This is a genomic window from Methylobacterium oryzisoli (assembly GCF_046557895.1).
GTDB lineage: Bacteria > Pseudomonadota > Alphaproteobacteria > Rhizobiales > Beijerinckiaceae > Methylobacterium > Methylobacterium oryzisoli.
In genome coordinates, this window is the sequence record NZ_JBKIBX010000003.1 from 264,936 (window position 1) to 281,689 (window position 16,754).

Consider the following 16,754-nt stretch of genomic DNA (forward strand, 5'->3'; position numbering starts at 1 on the left):
CGCCATCCTGGTCGAGGATTTTTCCCCGGACAGCCGTGCCGCACGCGGGGAGAGGAGAACGTGCCCGACCCGACGTGTGAATCCGCAAGCCCCGCTCGGGAGAGGGGTTCCCCGCGCCATCGATTGTCCCCGGACAGCCGTGCGGGCCGAGGGGAATCGGAGATCACCGGCAGGGAGGTGGGGGCGGCCGCTCGCGCGGCAACGCCCCCCGAAGGGGGCGCCGTTCCCTCAGCGCGGGCGGATGGCGGCGCCGCTCCGGGCAAGGCGGAAGGGGTCGCGGAGGGGGTCGCGGGAGAGGGGCGCCGCGCGGGGCGGGGCGCGGTAGATCATCGCCGCGCCGATCCCCAGGCCGAAGATGCACCAGTGCCAGATCCCCACCATCGGTCCCTCGATCGCCACGTCGAAGGTGGCGTCGATGACGATGGACAGGCCGTAGCAGGCGATCCAGAGCAGGATGTTGGCCCATCGGGTGTCGCCGCGCTTGCGCGCGATCAGGAAGGCGCGCGCCAGCATCAGGAACCACGCGCTCTCGGCGGCGAGCCAGAGCACGAGCCCCGGCACGCCGGACCGGGCCAGGATCGTGTAGTGGACGTTGTGGGGCGAGCGCAGGGGCGGGCCGTTCGCCTCCTGGCCGCCCGTCACCCCGTCATCCATCGCGAGGTTCACCCCGAATCCCTTGCCGGACCAGAAATACGGACCCCGGATCGTGTAGTTCTGGATGGTGTCCCACCAGCGCAGCCGCCACTGCTTGGTGCCGTCGAGGTTCGAGGCCTCGCTCTGGCCGACGAGGCTCTCGAAGTTCCGCACGATCTGCTGCGGGCCGACGACGCGGCCGCCTTCGAGCTCGTGTTCGATCCCGGCCCCGTAGGCGGCGGCGAAGATCGCGAGACCCGCCATCAGCGGCAGGATGACCTGCCGGATCCGGCCGCTGACGAGCAGCGCCAGCACGGCGGGCACCAGGAAGGACAGCATCGCGCCGCGGCTCGGGATGATGCAGGTGACGCTCAGCAGGAAGAAGCCGCACCAGACGTAGCTGACGCGCCGGAAGCCGAGCACCACGAAGACGAACACGCCGGTGAGATGGATCGCCGCCTCCCCGAGGCGGACGTAGATCGTCGGGATGCCCACGCCCGGCCAGGTCGGAAGGCCGGGAAAGAGGGTGCCGAAATGCAGGATCACCGGCGCGACGATGCCGTAGATCCACGCGAAGGGCGCGTAGACGGCGATGATCCAGCCGATACGCTCCGGCTTCTCGATCAGGAGGCTCGCCACGACGAGCGCGAAGATGCCGTAGACGACCACCACGCTGTCGCGCAGGGATTCGACGCCGTAGGCGGGCACGAACACCACGGTGCGGCAGAGGACCCAGGCGATCAGCATCGACAGGATCACGGCGGGCAGGTTGCCGCTCAGCGCCAGCCAGCAGCGGGCGCGGAGAAACACCAGCACGCCGAGGACCAGCACGATCTCGCCGATGAACAGGGGCGGGACGCCCACATAGGCGAAGCCCTTGCCGGCGAGCGCGTAGCCGGCGAGGGCGAAGCACAGCAGCCGGAAATAGGCCTCGTGCGAGAGGAGCCGCACCGGCGCGCGGCGGGGTGCGGCGAGCGCGACGCCGCTCGGGGAGGCCGGTCCGAAGGCGGGGAGCGGGCGCACGGCTCAGAACCCCGAGGGCAGGAGCGCGGGGGCGGCGCGTGGCGCCGCGCGCGGCCGTTCGGCCGCCTCGACGCGGGATGCTCCCTCGGACATGACGTCTCCCGATGATCGAGCCAGGGGGGCCGGCCGCGTCGCGCCGCGGCCCCGTTCCACACGATAGGAAGAGCCGCGGCGATGGCCTACCGGCCCTTTCGGGCTAGTGCCGGGGAGAAGGCCCGCATCAGCTGAAAGCGCTGCCAATGGGCCCCACATACTGGTTATACTGGTGGAATTCTGTCGCTCAACTCGGCGACGCGATCAGCCACCCGACTGACACCTGACTGGGCGCAGGCCCCGGAGAGCGACCGCATGTCCGAGCGTCGTGGGGAGATCCAGTGGCTGCGGGCCGTGGCCGCGCTGGAGGTCGTGATCGTTCATTCGGATCTCACGACGAAGCACCTCGCCGACAGCTCCGTGATCCAGGGTTGGTACGGCCGCATCGGCGGCATCGGCGTCGAGCTGTTCTTCGTCGTCTCGGGCTTCATCATCTGCCTGGTCGCGCCGCGGGCGCAGGGCGGCGTGAGCTTCATGCTCGGCCGGATCCGCCGGATCATCCCGCTCTGCGTGATCTTCACCTCGCTCGCGGCCGTCATCCACCTCTCGGCCAGCCGCTACCTCGTCGCGCCCTATCCGATCACGCCGGAATACCTGCTCCGCTCCGCGCTCACCCTGCCGCAATGGTCCTATCCGATCCTGGGGCCGACTTGGACCCTGGAACACGAGATGGTGTTCTATCTCGTCGTCGCGGGCGCGCTCCTGCTCGGCGCCCTGACGCACCTGCGCAAGCTGGCGCTCGGCGCGGTCGTGGTGGCGCTCGGCTGCCTCGGCTGCTGGCTCGGGCCGCACCCGGACGTCTCGGTCTGGACCTTCCACCTGGCGAGCCCCTACATGCTGGCCTTCGGCTTCGGCTGGCTCCTGTGCTGCGGCGAGCAGGCGGGCGGGCGCGAGCGCGCCGCGATCGCCGCCTTCTGCGTGGGGGCGGTCCTCCTGGCGTTCGCGGTGGGGCAGGAGTGGAGCAGCCGCCTGCTCCTGCGGGTCAGCGTCGTCACCCTGGTGTGCGCGGTCGTGCTCCAGGCCCGCGGCCCGCTGTCGGCGGACGGCGCGGTGAACCGGATGGCCTGGCGGCTCGGCGACGCCTCGTTCAGCCTCTACCTGACGCATTGGTTCGTGCTCTCAGGGATCGGCAAGATCGTGGCCGCCGCCGGCGTGCCGCACGGGCTGGCGCTCCCCGTGCGGCTCACCGGCATCCTCCTCGCCATGGCGGTCGGCCTCGTCGCGTACCGGCTGCTGGAGATGCCGATCGACCGATTCCTGCGCGGGCTGTCCCGGGCCCGGCGGCCGGCGGTCCTGCCGGTCCCGGCGCGCTGGGCGGCGGGCGAGATCCCCGTCCCCGAGCGGGTCGCCGCCGCCATCCCGGCCCCGCAGCCCGGAAGCGTCCTCGACGGGCGGGTGGGGCCGTGACGCGGGCGCCTCGCCCGGCTGGCGGGCGCGCCCAGAGGGCGGCGGCCTTCCGCGGCGAGATCCGCTGATCCGCGGTCCGGACCGTCGGCTTTCGGCTGGCGCATTGGCCCACCCGCGGGGCGGCGCTCCGCAGGCCCGTGCGGGGCCGACATCCGCATTGGGCCCGCTCAGGACGGTCAGAGCCTATATCGCCGAGCGATCAACCAGGGTCAGGGAGAAGACCGGTGCCGCCCAGGCGCGACGCGCCCCGGCACTTGCCTCCCGGTCAGTCGAAGCCCATCGCGTCCCTCGCCCCCGCAGCCCGCATGGTCGGATCGCGGCCGCCATCTCGAATGCGGCCGATCGGCTTCGCGCAGGCGGACGCGATCGACGCCGCGGCGGCACGCCGATGAGGGATCGATCACGGCCGCCGAGGCGTCCCGTCGACGCGGAGGGCGCGTCCTCAGGCCCGAGCGCGAGCGTGCCATCCAGCGAGACCCGCCACGCGCGGCATCGGCGTCGGGAGGAGAGGCTTCACCGAGTTTTTTGCGAGGGGATCGCGGAGGTGCCGGCGGATTCGCCGGGGCCAGCGGCGTCGGGGGCGCCCGGACCGGCCGCCAAGCCCCTGCTTCTCGAGCAGGATCCGATCGCACTGCAACACGGTCCACGACAGCTGCACACGGCCATGCCGCATGGCGAAAAGGTCCGCTCCAATCCCCCTTTCCGGGCCTGCACGAGTGGAGCGAAGCGGAAGGAGATCCGGGAGCCAGCAGAAGACTTCGCGAAGCGTCCGCCTGTCTGCAACGGTGCGAAATCAGAGCCGCTGCGCGGCACATCTCCTGCTGGTTCCCGGATCTCCTTCCGCTTTCGCTTCAGTCGTCCGGGAAAGGGGGGACGCGCGAGCCCGTTGGACTGAGCTTGTAGCTTGAGGCGACCCCCGACTTAGCCCGTGCGCCCGCCCTGCCATCACGCTGTCGTGTCCTGTGGCACTGCAATCAGAGCCTGCTCTGAATCAATGATACTGTCGCATTTTCCGCGTCGAACCGGCGACCGCTCCGTCCGGGAAGATGCTCAAACTGCCTGTCGAATTCGACCGCCGGTGGCCTCCGGCGAACGGGCCGGGAGGCGGCTGGGCGCACCCTTCATGCCCGCCGGCTCTCGCCCCCATCCTCCGCGATCAGCCGGCCGAGCAGCCCCTGCGCCAGGGCGAAGCGCGCGATTCCCGCCAGACACAGGGCGAGGCAGGCGCCCACGAGGCCGAAGCCCGCCACCAGCGGCACCGCCGCCGCCAGGGTCGCGGCCGCGCCCATGGCGTTGACGACGAGCGCCAGCCGGGCGGCCTCGACGCCGTGGAAGTACGAGCAGATCATGTCGGTGGTGTAGTTGGTGAGCGCCCACAGCGCGAGCAGGCGCACCGGCAGGGTCAGGTCCCGGTAGGGCGAATCGGCGCCGTAGACGAGCGTCAGCAGCAGCTCCGGCACCAGCACGAGGACGAGGAAGAAGAGCACCGCCACCGGGGCGCCCGCCAGCGCGAAGGGCCGGGCCGCCCGCCACGCCGCCGCCTTGCCGCCCGCATGGGCCAGCGCCGCCGTCTGCGGGATGATGTTGCACAGCCCGATCACCAGCGGGTTCATCAGGTTCACGAGGTTGAGCCCGGCCTGCAGGTAGGCCGCCGTCGCCGCGCCCGCGAAGGAGGCGAGACCCCACAGCAGCAGCTGCACCCGCATGATCGCCAGAACGTTGTTGGCCAGCGACCAGCGGCCGAGGTCCCAGAAATCCCGGGCCACCGCCGCGAGGGAGTGCCCGGGGTTTTTCGGATCTCGGCCGCGCCTGAGGAAGCCGGCCGCCACCGCCTGATGCAGGGCCGCGAGGCCCGAGGTCGCCGCCATCGCCAGAAGCGCGGTCGCGAGCGAGAGCCGGCCGGCCTGCGCCAGCGCGAGCACCACCGCGACCTGCCCCAGGTAGCTCACGCTGTCGCCCGGGATCGCCGCCGCGAAGCGCAGCCGCGCGAACAGGGCGCGCCGAAACACCTCCTGCGCCTGCCAGAGGGCGAAATAGGCCCAGGCCGGCAGGATGAGGTCGGCCCGTCCCGCCAGGACGAGGCCGACCGCCATGGCGGCCATCGCCGGCAGGGCGACGGCGGCCAGCAGCGCGAGGCTCGCGTGCAGCAGCGCCGCGCCCTCCGTCTCCGCCGCGGGGGCGTGGCGGATCGAGAGCGGATAGAACACCAGCGACGCCGTCACCATGTGCAGGACCATCAGCCCGCCGAGCAGCAGCGCGAAGGTCCCGTACTCCTCCGGCGCGAGCGTCCGGGCGAGCGCGACCGTGAGCCCGAACGTGCCGATGCTCACGATCGCCTGGTCGACGAGCGGCCAGCCGAGCCGCGTCGCCTGCGCCCCCGCTGCGGCGGTGAACCGCCGGATCGCCGCGGCGGCCCGCCGGATCGCGGCGGGCTGGGGTTGCGGCGCGAGGACCTTGTCCCCGGGAACCGGTTCAGCGTGCATCGGCGATCCCGGGGGCGATCGGGGCGGGCGGCGACGCGGACGTCCCGGCGGCGCGCTGGGCGGCCCGGCGCAGGTCCGCGAAGGCCCATTCGAGGTAGGGCCGCGTCGCCTGCATGCCGGCGGCGAAGCCGTGGCGGGGCGCGTAGCCGAGCAGGTGTTGCGCCTTGCCGATATCGGCCACGCCCCGGGTGAGGTAGAGGGCCGTCTTCTGCCGATCGGGGACGAAGACCTCACCGAAGGTGCGCCCGCCGGTGCCGAAATAGGAGCGATCCACCAGCGCGCGCAGGGACTTGGGCATCGCATCGAGCCCCGCCTGCAGCGCCTGCCGGACGGGCCGCCAGCGCACGATGATCTGCATGACGCGCTTGGGGTTGCGCGCCACGAGCTTGATGTCGCGCATCAGGCCGTGATTGGCGCGCTCGACATGGGCGAGGGGCCAGAAGGTCGGCGCGCGCACGCCGAGCGCCCGGGCGAACTCGCCGTAGAAGGTCGCCCAGGTGACGTGGTCGGGCCCCGAGAGGATGAAGCGCTCGCCCACCGCCTCGGGGCGGGCGGCGGCGAGCAGCATCCCGTCGACGAGGTCGTCGATGTAGACCGCGCTGCACACGCCCTCGCCCTGCTCGGGCAGCACCACCTCGCCGGTGATCAGCATCTCGGCGGGGGCGTTCGTCCAGGGCTTGCAGAACGGGCCGTACACGATGGTGGGCTGCACGATCGTGGCCGGGACGCGGCGCTCGCGCGCGGCCGCGAGCACCTCGGCCTCCATGGCGAGCTTGTCGCGAACGTAGACCCAGGACGGGTCCCCGTCGCGGGTCTCCTCGGTGAGCACGCCGTCCGGGAAGGGCTCGTAGACCGAGAAGGTGCTGACGTAGACGAGGCGGCGCACGCCGTGCGCCTCGCAGGCCCGCACGACGTTGCGCGTGCCGTCGAGGTTCTGCCTGCGCGAGCGCGGATCGTAGGCGCAGTGGAAGACCACGTCGGCGCCCTTGACCGCGGCGTCGACCTGCCCGGCCTCCGCGAGGTCGGTCTTCACGAGGCGCACCGGCAGGCGCGCGAGGCGCGCGGCGCTGCCGATCTCGCGGATCAGGCAGGTGACCTCGGCGCCCGCCCGCACCAGCCGCTCGACGAGGCGCCCGCCGACGAAGCCGCTGGCGCCCGTCACCGCCACCCGCGTGCCCGGCCCGATCGTACCGGCGGGCAGAGCCGGCGCGGCGTCCCAGGGCCGTTCGAGCGGCTGGCGGATCGCGTAGCAGGATTCGATCACCCGGATCGAGGCGAGCCCGGCGCTCGCCGGCAGCGAGGGCCGCTCCGGCCCCGTGACGCTGCGCAGGAAGTCGCGCATCTCGGCGTCGAACAGCTCGGGGATGAGCTGCGGCGTCATGGTGGCGGGCGACAGGCCCTGGTGCGTGAAGGCGAGCGCGGCCTCGGAGCCGGCCAGCACCTCGTTGCGGGCGAGCGCCACCTCGACGAAGCCGCGCGTGCCCTCGATCCGGGCGGTGTTGCTGAGGTCGCGGGTGCGGCTCAGCTCCAGCCGGCCGCGCCCGCCGCCGGGCAGCGCGAAGTCGAGCAGGCAGTCGGCCTCAACGCCACCGTCCCCGTCGTCGAGGTAGGTCACGGGCGTGAGGTCGCCGAGCCAGTGGCCGAGGAGGTCGAGGGTCTGGGCGCCGGCATCCATCAGCACGCCGCCGCCCGAGAGGTCGCGGCGCAGGAGCGCGTCCGAACTCGTCGCCCCGTTGAACACCGAGCCCTCGCGGGCCTCGACCCGCCGGATCGCCCCCAGGGTGCCGGATTCGATCAGGGCCTTGGTCCAGCGGGCGACGTGCAGGGAGCGCCGCACCAGGCCCACGGTCAGGATGCGCTTCTGCTCCCGGGCCAGGGCCTCCATCGCCAGCGCCTCGGCGCTCGACGTGGCGAGCGGCTTTTCCATGAACACGTGCTTGCCCGCCTGCAGCAGGGCGAGCCCGATCGGACCGTGCGTGGCGTGGGGCGTGGCCACCACCGCCGCGTCGAAGCGGTCGGCGACCTCGGTCCAGTCGGCCGCCGTGACGGTGGCCGAGCGCCGCCGCCCGGAACGGCCCGCCAGCAGGGCGGCCCGGGCGGCGGAGCGGTCGACGAATACCTCCGGCACCCAGCCCTGTCGCCTGAGCGCGGGGAGCAGGTGGCGCTCGGCCACCGCACCGCAACCGATGACGGCGAGACGGGGCCTGTCGGAGGCGGAACGCTGCTGCATGACCTGGACCTTCTGGCAGTGGATCGTCCCGGAGCCCGGCGCCCCTCGCGGGGGGCGCCGGGGCGGCGGACGGCTGCGGCGCGCCTCAGGAGACCGCGGCGAGGCCGGCCGGCGCGACGGCGCGGGGCGGCGGGGCAACGGGCACCGGGGCGAGCTGGTACTTGCGCGTGAGATGCGCCGAGAGGTCGGGATGCGCCCACAGGTCCGCCAGCGCCTCGTCGATGGCGACCTCGGGCTGCCAGCCGAACAGCGCGCGCATGCGCCCGATCTCGGCCGCGAGGACGGGCCGGTCCACGGCGCGGATGCGGCTCGGATCCGCCTCGACCGAAAAATCCCGGCGCGCGATGCGGCGCAGCCGCTGGAGGATCTCCTCGACCGAGTAGGCGTGCGAGGTGCCCAGGTTGACGGTGGCGCAGGTCCCCGCCGGCACCTCGCCCGCGAGCGCGGCCGCCATGAAGCCCCGCGCGGCATCGTCCACGTGGACGTAGTCGCGCCGCGGCGTGAGGTTGCCGAGGCTGATGCGGGTGTGGCCGGCCTTCAGCTGGGCGACGATCTCGGGCAGGAGGTGCGGGCTGGTCTCGCCGGGCCCGATCACGTTGAACAGGCGCACCACCACCGCCGAGAGGCCGCGCAGGCGGGCCATGTGGCGTACGTAGTGTTCGCCGTGCAGCTTGGTGAAGCCGTAGACGTCGCTCGGCCCCAGCGCCGATTCCTCCTCGTCGTGCGGGCGGGTGTCGGGGCGGTAGACGGCACCGCTGCTGGCGAAGACGAAGCGGCAGCCGGGCGGGCAGGCCGCCAGCAGGTTGACGGTGCCGGCGACGTTGACCTGCGTGGCGAGCCCCGGGTCGTTCTCGCATTCCGGGATGTAGTGGATCGCCGCGAGATGGATGATCGCCTCGGGCCGGAAGGCCGCGAAGGCCGCCTCGACCTCCGCCGGATCGGTGATGTCGCCCGCGATCACGCGCAGCCGGGAGAGGTCGTCGCCGGTGAAGCGCAGGCCGCCGTAGCGCAGCGCGTCGAGGACGCAGACCTCGTGCCGCTCGGCGAGCAGGCGCGACAGCGGCCGCCCGACGAACCCGTTCCCGCCGATCACCATGATCCTCATCGCAGCGTCTCCTGTGTTGGCTGGCGCGGCCGGGGGCCGCGCCGGATTGCTCGGGTCAGGCGGAGGCCTGCGGCCGGATCTCGGGCGACTCGGGCCCGCGCGTCCGCTCCTCGGGTCCCCGAAGGGCCGCGGGCCGGGCCGGGGCGGGCTCCTGTGCGGAGCCGAGCCGGGGACGGGCGGAGCCGGCTTCGTAGAAGGGCCGGTAGCTCGCGAAGTGCGAGCACTGGTCGGCGAAGCGCTCGTGCCGGTGCTGGTCGAGGTCGACCTGGGTCAGCACGATCCCGCGCACCCGGATCGAGAGGTCGCGCAGGCGCTGCAGCGTGGCGGCCACGGTGCGGCGGGGCGTGCGGCCCCAGCGCACCGCGAGCACCGCCGCGTCGGAGAGGCGCGCCAGCGGCAGCACGTCGAGGACCAGCATCGCGGGCGGCGCCTCGATCAGCACCACGTCGAAGCGGTCGCGGGCGAGCGCCAGGAAGGACTCGAAGCGCTCGCCGAGGAGGTGGTCGGCCCATTCGGGTCCGGTGCCGGCGCGCAGGATCGCGACGGGGCGGCCCGCGAGGTCGTCGAGGACCTCCGCCTGATCCCCCGCGACGGCCGCCTCCAGGCTGCGCACGTCCTTGCCCGGCCGGCTGGCCTGCGCGCCGGTGGCGTCGATCACCAGCGTGCGCTTGCCGCGCCCCGCCAGGAGCTTGGCCAGCGCCATGCAGAGGAGCGACTTGCCCTCGTGCGGCACGCAGGAGGTGACGAGCAGCACCTGCGGGGAGACCTGGGCGTGCGGCCAGCCGAGGGTGGCCCCGACCATCCGCACCGCCTCGTCGAACATCCGCACCGCGGCGGGGTCGGAGCCGGTGGTGATCAGCGGGATCATGCTGAGGCAGCGCACGCCGGTCTCCTCAGCGATCTCACCGCTGGAGCGGAAGCCCGTGTCGCGCCGGGCCATCAGGATGGCGAGGGCGATCCCGAACCCCGCCGCGCCGGCGGTCGACAGCCCGACGATCAGGGGACGCTTCGGCCCGGAGGGCGCGGGCACCGGCTGGGCGCGCATGACCACCTGGGCCGACGAGGACTTCATGCCGGCGAGCGCGAGGGCCTGGGCGTGGCCATCGCTGAGGAGCTTGAGCCGGTCGCGGATCGCCGACGCGTTGGCCTGGAGGCTGCGCAGCTTCGCCTCCTGGCCCATCGCGCCGATCACCGCGCCCTTCAGGGTCTCGACGCGGGTGGTGAGCGCGGCCTCCTCGGCCGTCGCCGTCCGCACCTCGCTCTCGAGGTTGCCGGTCGCGCGGTCGAGTTCCTGGCGCAGGCGCTGCTCGGCGTCCTGGACGGCGACCTGGGCCTGGAGCAGGCGGGGATGGCGCGGCCCGGTGAGCATCAGGCTGGCGACCTCGCGCTTGGCCGTCTCGACGTTCTCCAGCATGCGCTGGATGACCGGGGCGCCGGTGAGATCCTGGGCGGAGGGCACCCCGCCCGCCGCGAGCACCTCCTTGGCCCGGGTCAGGCGCGCCTCGGCGGCCTGCCGGGTCTGGGCGGCGGCCCCGAGCTGCACCTGGGCGTCGCGCAGCTCCTGCTGGGGCAGGTTGGCGGCGGAGCCGCTCTCGACGAAGTTCGCTTCCTGGCGGTAGCGCTCGATCGCGGCCTCGGCCTGATCCAGCTCCTGGCGCGTCGCGCCGATCCGGCTCTCCAGCCACGCGCTCGCCCGCTCGGCCTCGGCGACGCCCATCTCCAGGCGGTTGCGCTGGTAGGCCTCCACGAAGGCGTTGGCGAGCCGCGCCGCGCGGGCCGGATCGGACGCCGTGTAGGCCACCGTGATGAGGTAGGCGCGGGAATCGTTGGTGACCGAGAGGTTCTGGGAGATGGCGGCGGCGATGCGCTCGACCTCGATCGAGGCCGCGTCCGCCGTCGGCTCGTCGTCGTCGCGCAGCGCCAGGATGGCGTTGCGGAGCTCCGACAGGAGGCCGGGCTTGTGGGCGAAGGCCGGATCGTCCTGCAGGCGCAGGTCGTTCACCACCCGGCGGGCGACCGCCCGGGACCGGATCACCCGCGCCTCGCTCTCGACGATCGCGGCCGCGTCGAGGGCGGTCGCGGCCGCCTGCGCCACCTGACCCGTCTGCACCGTGGCGGGCCGGCCGAGATCGACCTGGATCATCGCCTCGGAGGTGTAGCGGTTCGGCAGCATCGCGCAGACGATCAGGGCGACGACCAGCCCGGCGATCGCCAAGCCGGCGATCATCCGGCGCTGTCGCCAGATCCCCATCATCAGCCCGAGGTTCTGAGCCTCGTAGTGCTGCCGCAGATGGAGGCCAGCCTCCGTGTTCTCCTGCTCCGGAACGCAGTTCATCCCGCCCTCGCGTTCGCCTTGGACCGATGCGGGCCGCGCATCTGCGCGCCGCCGTCGGCATCGGACGTGTGGTGGACAGCCCGGGAAAGGTCGTCCGGCAGACGGATTGGACCGTGCGGAGGCCCGTCGTGGAACGTCCTATCCGGGACTACCCCATTGGTGCCGCAGCGAACCTGTGGTTGCTCCTCCGCATTGCTGCGTCGCGAAAAAGAACCGTGGCCGGCGAGCCGCGGCGCGCGGGAGAGCGATGGTCCGTACGCAGACGCAGGGCATCGGCGGCTTGGCCGCAAACGCTCTTTGGGAGGAGGCGGGGACTTGGCTGGAGACTTGGCCAGGGACTTGGCCAGGGACTTGGCCAGGGACTTGGCCGGCTCTCCGCCGCAGGAGAGCCGGCGGGCGGGGCCGGGCCGCCCGGCTGCCGGCGGCTTGGGCTCCGCGACGGGGCTCGGCCCGGGGCTCGGCCCGGGGCTCGGCCCGGGGCTCGGCCGAGGAGAGGCCCCGTCGTCGGCCGAGGCTCCGGCCGCGCAGCGGCGGCGATCCGGGCGCCGTCACGCCCCCCTGAAACGCCGCGCCGCGCGGCGGTCGCGAAGGACTGCCGCGCGGCGTTCGGTTCGATCGGTGTCGGGACCGGGGAGGCGGATCAGCCGAGCCCGGCGTGGAGACGCTGCGGCGCGTCCAGGGTGGCGACGGCGTCCGGGAGGACGCCGAGGCCCGGCTCGCCCTCGTCCCCATCCGCCTCGTCCCCGGCCGAGAGGACGCCCTCGCCGCCGAGCCGGTTCTTCATGCCCCACACGGCCGCCTGNCGTGGAGACGCTGCGGCGCGTCCAGGGTGGCGACGGCGTCCGGGAGGACGCCGAGGCCCGGCTCGCCCTCGTCCCCATCCGCCTCGTCCCCGGCCGAGAGGACGCCCTCGCCGCCGAGCCGGTTCTTCATGCCCCACACGGCCGCCTGGGTCCGGTTCTGGACCCGCATCTTGCGCAGGATCGCCTTGACATGCCCCTTCACGCGCCCAACCGGGATGGCGAGCTGGCGGGCGATGTCGCGATTCGATTCCCCCCGCACGAGGCACGCGATGATCCTGGTCTCGCGCGGCGAAGGCCGAAAGGAGGATGGCGGGGACGCGTCCGGCCCGGCCTCCTCCGGATCACCGGCCTCCGGCAGCGCCGTCTCGGCCGGGGAGGGCGGCAGGCAGGGCACCACCCGGTGGCCCATCAGCGCCAGTTCCACGGCCTGCACCAGGGTGTCGACGCCGGTCGTGCGCGTCAGGATTGCCGAGACGCCGCATTCCAGCAGCGGCACGACCTGCTCCTCGGCAAATTCGGAGCAGAGGCAGATCAGGGCGCTGTGCGGAAAACGCTCCCGCACCGCACGCACCTCATCCACCGTGAGTTCAACCCTGGGTTCGGATGACAGGATCACAATGGCGGGAGGCGCGAGCGGCCCGCCGTGCCGTGACGCTTCGGCGAGCTGCGCCTCGGCGAACACGACCTCGAATCCCTTCGGCGCAAGCAGGCGCCGCAGTCCTTCTCGGAACAACTCGGTTCCACCGACGATCACGGTCTCCAACCGAGCGTCCCTCGCCTGAACACGCGGATCGACGCTGCTCTGATGTCCATGGATCATGACAGGACTCTATGCTCTGGAGCGCTGCGAGGCGGGACTGGGTACGGGTGCGTACAGATACTCCCCCCTTTGTAAGCTTCTTGACAGTCAATGCATTGATCAATGTCAAAACTCGGATAATTTGAGGGAGAGAAAACTGCTCCGCCCATACGGAACGGGCGCAGTCCGATCATTTTATATTTACGATATTAATCCTCCACAACGCACGAGCTTTTACTTGGAGCCGACATAGAATAAAATATGTATAAATCGCAACAATCTTCCTACGTATGAAGCAGATCAGAACAGTTGTTGCGTGAAAACCATACCATCATACATCAATATTGCCAAGGGATGAAAAGACACGCCTAGGTGGTATTTATTTACCGATTACCGCACACGCTGTATCCCGGCGGAGGGCCGCGGGCATCGGCGCCCACGGACGGCTCGGGGCCTTGCGGCACGGTCGATCGCGGCTGGGAATCCCTGCGGCACGCCCATGGATCGAACGTCCGGCGGCAGGCAGGTCTCGACGCGCCGGAGGCGCGGAGCGAGGGGCTAGGACGGAATCGGAGCCCCGGACGGCGCGGCGGCCTGCCGGTTCAGGCCTCGACGGGCCTGGGCGAGAGGGCCGGCGTGGCGCCGTTGAGGTAGTGGGGTGCGAAGGCCGCGAAGGCCTTGAGGCGGCCGACATCCGGGATCTCGACGCGCCGGCTGCGCCACTCGACCAGCTTCTTGCGGGCGAGGACCTTGAGCACCCGGTTGGTATGGACCGGCGAGATGCCGATCATGTCCGCCAGGTCCGTCTGGGTGATGTCGAGTTCGAAGCCGGTCTCATCCGCGAAGCCGATGGCCTGCAGACGCACGAACAGCTCGCAGAAGAGATGCGCCAATTGCCGGTCGGAGCCGCGCCCGACGTTGCACAGCCATTCCTGCATGGTGTTCATGCGCAGGAAGACGTCGCGCTGGAGCGCCTCGGCGACCTTGGGGTTCCACTCGGCGAGGGGCGAGCCCGGCCGCGGGAAGACCCGCATGACGCGGCAGGCCGTGAGGGTGCCGACCGAGTAGCCCTGCCGGCGGCTGTCGGGGACCTGCCCGCAGAACGACTCGCCCGGCAGGATCAGGGCGACGATCCGCCGCGACCCGTCCGGCAGGATCCGGTACACGCAGGCCAGACCTTCGAGCAGGATGACGACGCTCTCCGAACCGCACTCGTCGAAGATGTCCGCCCGCGCCGGGACATTGACGGAGCGCGGCGGCGTCGGCGCGGAGGTCGACCGCATCTCGTCGGCGATCGCCACCTGACCGTCCCGCTGCGCTTGTCGAGAATTGTGCATGTGGCGATTCCTCGGCTTGGTGCCTACGGCGCGGATCGGCGCCCGCCGCGGGGCAGGCGGGACGACCGCCGCCGCACCGGGTGCGGAGGCAGGATCGCGCGGCGGCAGAGGAGCGGGTGATCGACGGGCGGAGCGGGGCGGGAAACGGCGGCGCTTGCTCGCCTTGCCGGCCCGGCGACCGGAGCGGGGCGGATCCGGAGGCAGCTCCGCTCACGCGACGCCGAATCTCCGTTGCCTCTCAGCCGAGGCGGCGTTGAACGCCGCAGCGTCTTCCCACTCACCAACATATCCTCAGACTCGGCGCCGCCCGCCGGACACGACAACATCAAATGTTACTCCCGGACGAGCTTACCGTTATACACCAACTGTCTAGGGATGATAAAGCGGTACAATGTTCTAGGGCGGCCCACGTCAACCGGAATTCGCCTGCCCGCCCGGCGCAGAGGCGGCCGACAGGGGCCGGCCGTGGCCCCCTGGCACCGCCTGCGACCGCGCCGCCCCCGGACATGACGCCAAGTCCTCGTCCAAGTCCTCGTCTCAGTCCTTGTCCTGCCGCACTTCGCGCCGAACCGGCATCCCGTTCGGCGCGGAGCCCGCTCGTCCGGATGGAGCGTGACGTCACCGGACCGGTCCTGCCGTCTGCCCCAGGAAGTCGGCCGGCCTCGGCGGCGGCTTGACGGGGGCGAGTTTCCTCGCGCGGGCGGAGGGCGTGGTGGCGCGGGCCCTGGCCGCCGCATCCGGGCCGGCCTGCAGCGCGGCCGGACGGGCGCCGGGTGGCAGCGGAACCGGCGCGCCGGGGGCGTCGGGCGCAGGGAACGACTCACCGGCCCGCAGCGACAGGCCCGCGCGGGGCAGGCTCTGGGTCTCGTGCAGGGTCACGAAGCGGGGCAGCGCCGGCACCGGTGGCGCCTCGGCCGGCGCGGCATCGGCCACGCCTTCGGCTGCGGCGGGAAGCGGCGCCGGATCGGGGCGCGCGAGTGCGACGGGCCGCCTGAGTTCCTCGGCCAGCACCGCCTCGGCCAGGGCCGCCTCGGCGGCGGCCCGGCCGGCGCGCGCCTGGGCCACGCTCTCGTCGGCGACGGCGAGCCGCGCGGCGGCTTCGCCGAGCGACCGGCGCAGGTCCCCGGCCTCGGCCTGGGCGGCGGCCAGGGCCGTCTCGGCGGCCTCGGCGGCGCGGGTGCGGTCATCCGCCCGGGCGTCGGCCCCGAGGCGCTGCTCCTGCACCCGGCTGAGGGCCGCCGCGCGCTGCTCGGCCTCCTGCCGCGCCTGGGCGGCCTGCGCCTGCGCGGCGGCCTCCGCGGCCCTGGCGCGGTCGAGATCGGCGGCGAGGGCGGCGGCCTGCGCGCTGGCGGTGGCGAGGCGCTGCGCCGCCGCTTCCTGACCCGTCCCGACCAGCGCCTGCGGCCGAAGGGCGGGGTTCAGGGCGGAGGCCAGATACCCGGCCAGGACACCGGCCAGGAGGGCCACCGCCACCAGCAGGCCCGCGAGGCCGCGCGTGATCCGCGGGCCAGCGTGCTGGCGGCGAGGCTCGCGCCCGGCCTCGAAGAGATCCGGATGCTCGCGCAGGAAGGCTTCGGCCCAGGTCGACGCCTGTCCGGCGGCTTCCGGGAGCGGAACGGCCCCGCCGGGCCGCGCGCCCCGTCCCGCGGACGGCGCCTGACGCGCTCCGGAGGTGAGGCCGGCGGGCGAGGCGGGTTTGAAGGCGGGCGTGAGCGGTCGATGGAGCATGGTGTCATCTGCCCTTCTGGTGCGCCGCGTCGGCTCCCGCCGACCGCTTCGGCGCGGTCCGGTCATGCAACCCGGGAAACGGGCGGCCGCGTCGGGCTCCGGGCGGGCGCCGCGGGTGGGGCCGGCGCTCGCCTCTCGCTGAGGGAAGCCGCGCGGGCTTGTGCGCCGCGCGGGACGACGCACGGGAGCGTGCCGTCGCGCGGGAGGGCAGGGGACATTGCCGAATCCGGCTTCGCCGCCCTGGGAGAAGACCCAATCCCTGTCCGGGTACCGGTCATCACCATCTCCGCTGCCGGGCAGCCCATCGCGTCCGCGGCTCGACACGACCTTGCCAGAGCCGGGCCCAACCCGGACTCGATCTTTCGGGGTAGACGGCCAGAAAAGACGGCCGCGAGAGCATCCGATGATCTCAAGACAACCCGCGGCACGGGCTCTGAAGAGGGCAAGGCGAAATTTCGGCGCCTCTAATCCTGAATCGAACTACGCCCGAGCGATCCGTATTCTACGCTCCATTGCCGAGATCGAATCCGCGAGCGACCGCCTTCCTGGTGGCTGCCGGGAGCGGGGCCGATCCGGCGTGCCCGCGACTCCGCGGGCGCACGACCGAGCAGACCGGTCCCGGCGCCGTGCGGCGGCGGCCGGCAGGAGGCGGCGTTCCGCCGCGGATCAGGAAGCGGAGTGCAGGATGCGCGTCGTCATGGTTGGATCCGGCTACGTCGGCCTGGTGTCGGGAGCCTGTTTCGCGGATTTCGGACACGACGTCGTGTGCGTCGACACC

Annotated in this window: 11 protein-coding genes; 2 read left to right on the forward strand and 9 right to left on the reverse strand. The window is 72.6% G+C overall.

The genetic code is table 11. The annotated features are described in order from the left end of the window. Positions 1-228: 228 nt before the first annotated feature. Positions 229-1,656 carry an O-antigen ligase family protein gene (locus ACKUB9_RS05490; protein WP_407520072.1) on the reverse strand — a complete coding sequence of 476 codons (1,428 nt, stop codon included), beginning with the start codon at positions 1,654-1,656 and terminating at the stop codon, positions 229-231. Positions 1,657-2,004: 348 nt separating this feature from the next. On the opposite strand from ACKUB9_RS05490, the gene ACKUB9_RS05495 reads away from it, so the two are divergent. Then, on the forward strand, positions 2,005-3,156 hold the full coding sequence (locus ACKUB9_RS05495) for an acyltransferase family protein (protein WP_407520073.1): 1,152 nt from the start codon (positions 2,005-2,007) through the stop codon (positions 3,154-3,156). A 1,121-nt stretch (positions 3,157-4,277) separates the two neighbouring features. Here ACKUB9_RS05495 and ACKUB9_RS05500 read toward each other — a convergent pair. The 8 genes from ACKUB9_RS05500 to ACKUB9_RS05535 all read right to left on the reverse strand — a co-directional run bounded on the left by ACKUB9_RS05500 (position 4,278) and on the right by ACKUB9_RS05535 (position 15,976). Continuing rightward, positions 4,278-5,639, reverse strand: a complete 1,362-nt coding sequence (locus tag ACKUB9_RS05500; protein ID WP_407520074.1) for an MATE family efflux transporter — start codon at positions 5,637-5,639, stop codon at positions 4,278-4,280. Continuing rightward, positions 5,629-7,869, reverse strand: a complete 2,241-nt coding sequence (locus ACKUB9_RS05505; RefSeq protein WP_407520075.1) for an NAD-dependent epimerase/dehydratase family protein — start codon at positions 7,867-7,869, stop codon at positions 5,629-5,631. Before ACKUB9_RS05505 ends, ACKUB9_RS05500 begins: the two co-directional genes overlap by 11 nt. An 85-nt stretch (positions 7,870-7,954) precedes the next feature. Further along, the gene (locus tag ACKUB9_RS05510; protein ID WP_407520076.1) at positions 7,955-8,974 is read right to left on the reverse strand and encodes an NAD-dependent epimerase/dehydratase family protein; all 1,020 of its coding nucleotides are present in this window, start codon (positions 8,972-8,974) and stop codon (positions 7,955-7,957) included. Positions 8,975-9,029: 55 nt separating this feature from the next. Beyond that, positions 9,030-11,309, reverse strand: a complete 2,280-nt coding sequence (locus ACKUB9_RS05515; protein ID WP_407520077.1) for a GumC family protein — start codon at positions 11,307-11,309, stop codon at positions 9,030-9,032. 640 nt (positions 11,310-11,949) lie between these two features. Further along, positions 11,950-12,093: a hypothetical protein gene (locus ACKUB9_RS05520; RefSeq protein WP_410825771.1), complete on the reverse strand. Its 144-nt coding sequence runs from the start codon at positions 12,091-12,093 to the stop codon at positions 11,950-11,952. Beyond that, complete coding sequence (locus ACKUB9_RS05525; protein WP_432760188.1) at positions 12,090-12,932, reverse strand: LuxR C-terminal-related transcriptional regulator; 843 nt, start codon at positions 12,930-12,932, stop codon at positions 12,090-12,092. Before ACKUB9_RS05525 ends, ACKUB9_RS05520 begins: the two co-directional genes overlap by 4 nt. A 581-nt stretch (positions 12,933-13,513) precedes the next feature. Continuing rightward, the gene (locus ACKUB9_RS05530; RefSeq protein WP_407520079.1) at positions 13,514-14,248 is read right to left on the reverse strand and encodes a Crp/Fnr family transcriptional regulator; all 735 of its coding nucleotides are present in this window, start codon (positions 14,246-14,248) and stop codon (positions 13,514-13,516) included. Positions 14,249-14,866: 618 nt separating this feature from the next. Continuing rightward, positions 14,867-15,976: a hypothetical protein gene (locus tag ACKUB9_RS05535; RefSeq protein ID WP_407520080.1), complete on the reverse strand. Its 1,110-nt coding sequence runs from the start codon at positions 15,974-15,976 to the stop codon at positions 14,867-14,869. 685 nt (positions 15,977-16,661) lie between these two features. Between ACKUB9_RS05535 and ACKUB9_RS05540 the strand changes: the two genes are divergently transcribed. Further along, positions 16,662-16,754 (forward strand): NAD-binding protein (locus ACKUB9_RS05540; RefSeq protein ID WP_407520095.1); only part of this gene is annotated, 93 nt, incomplete at its 3' end.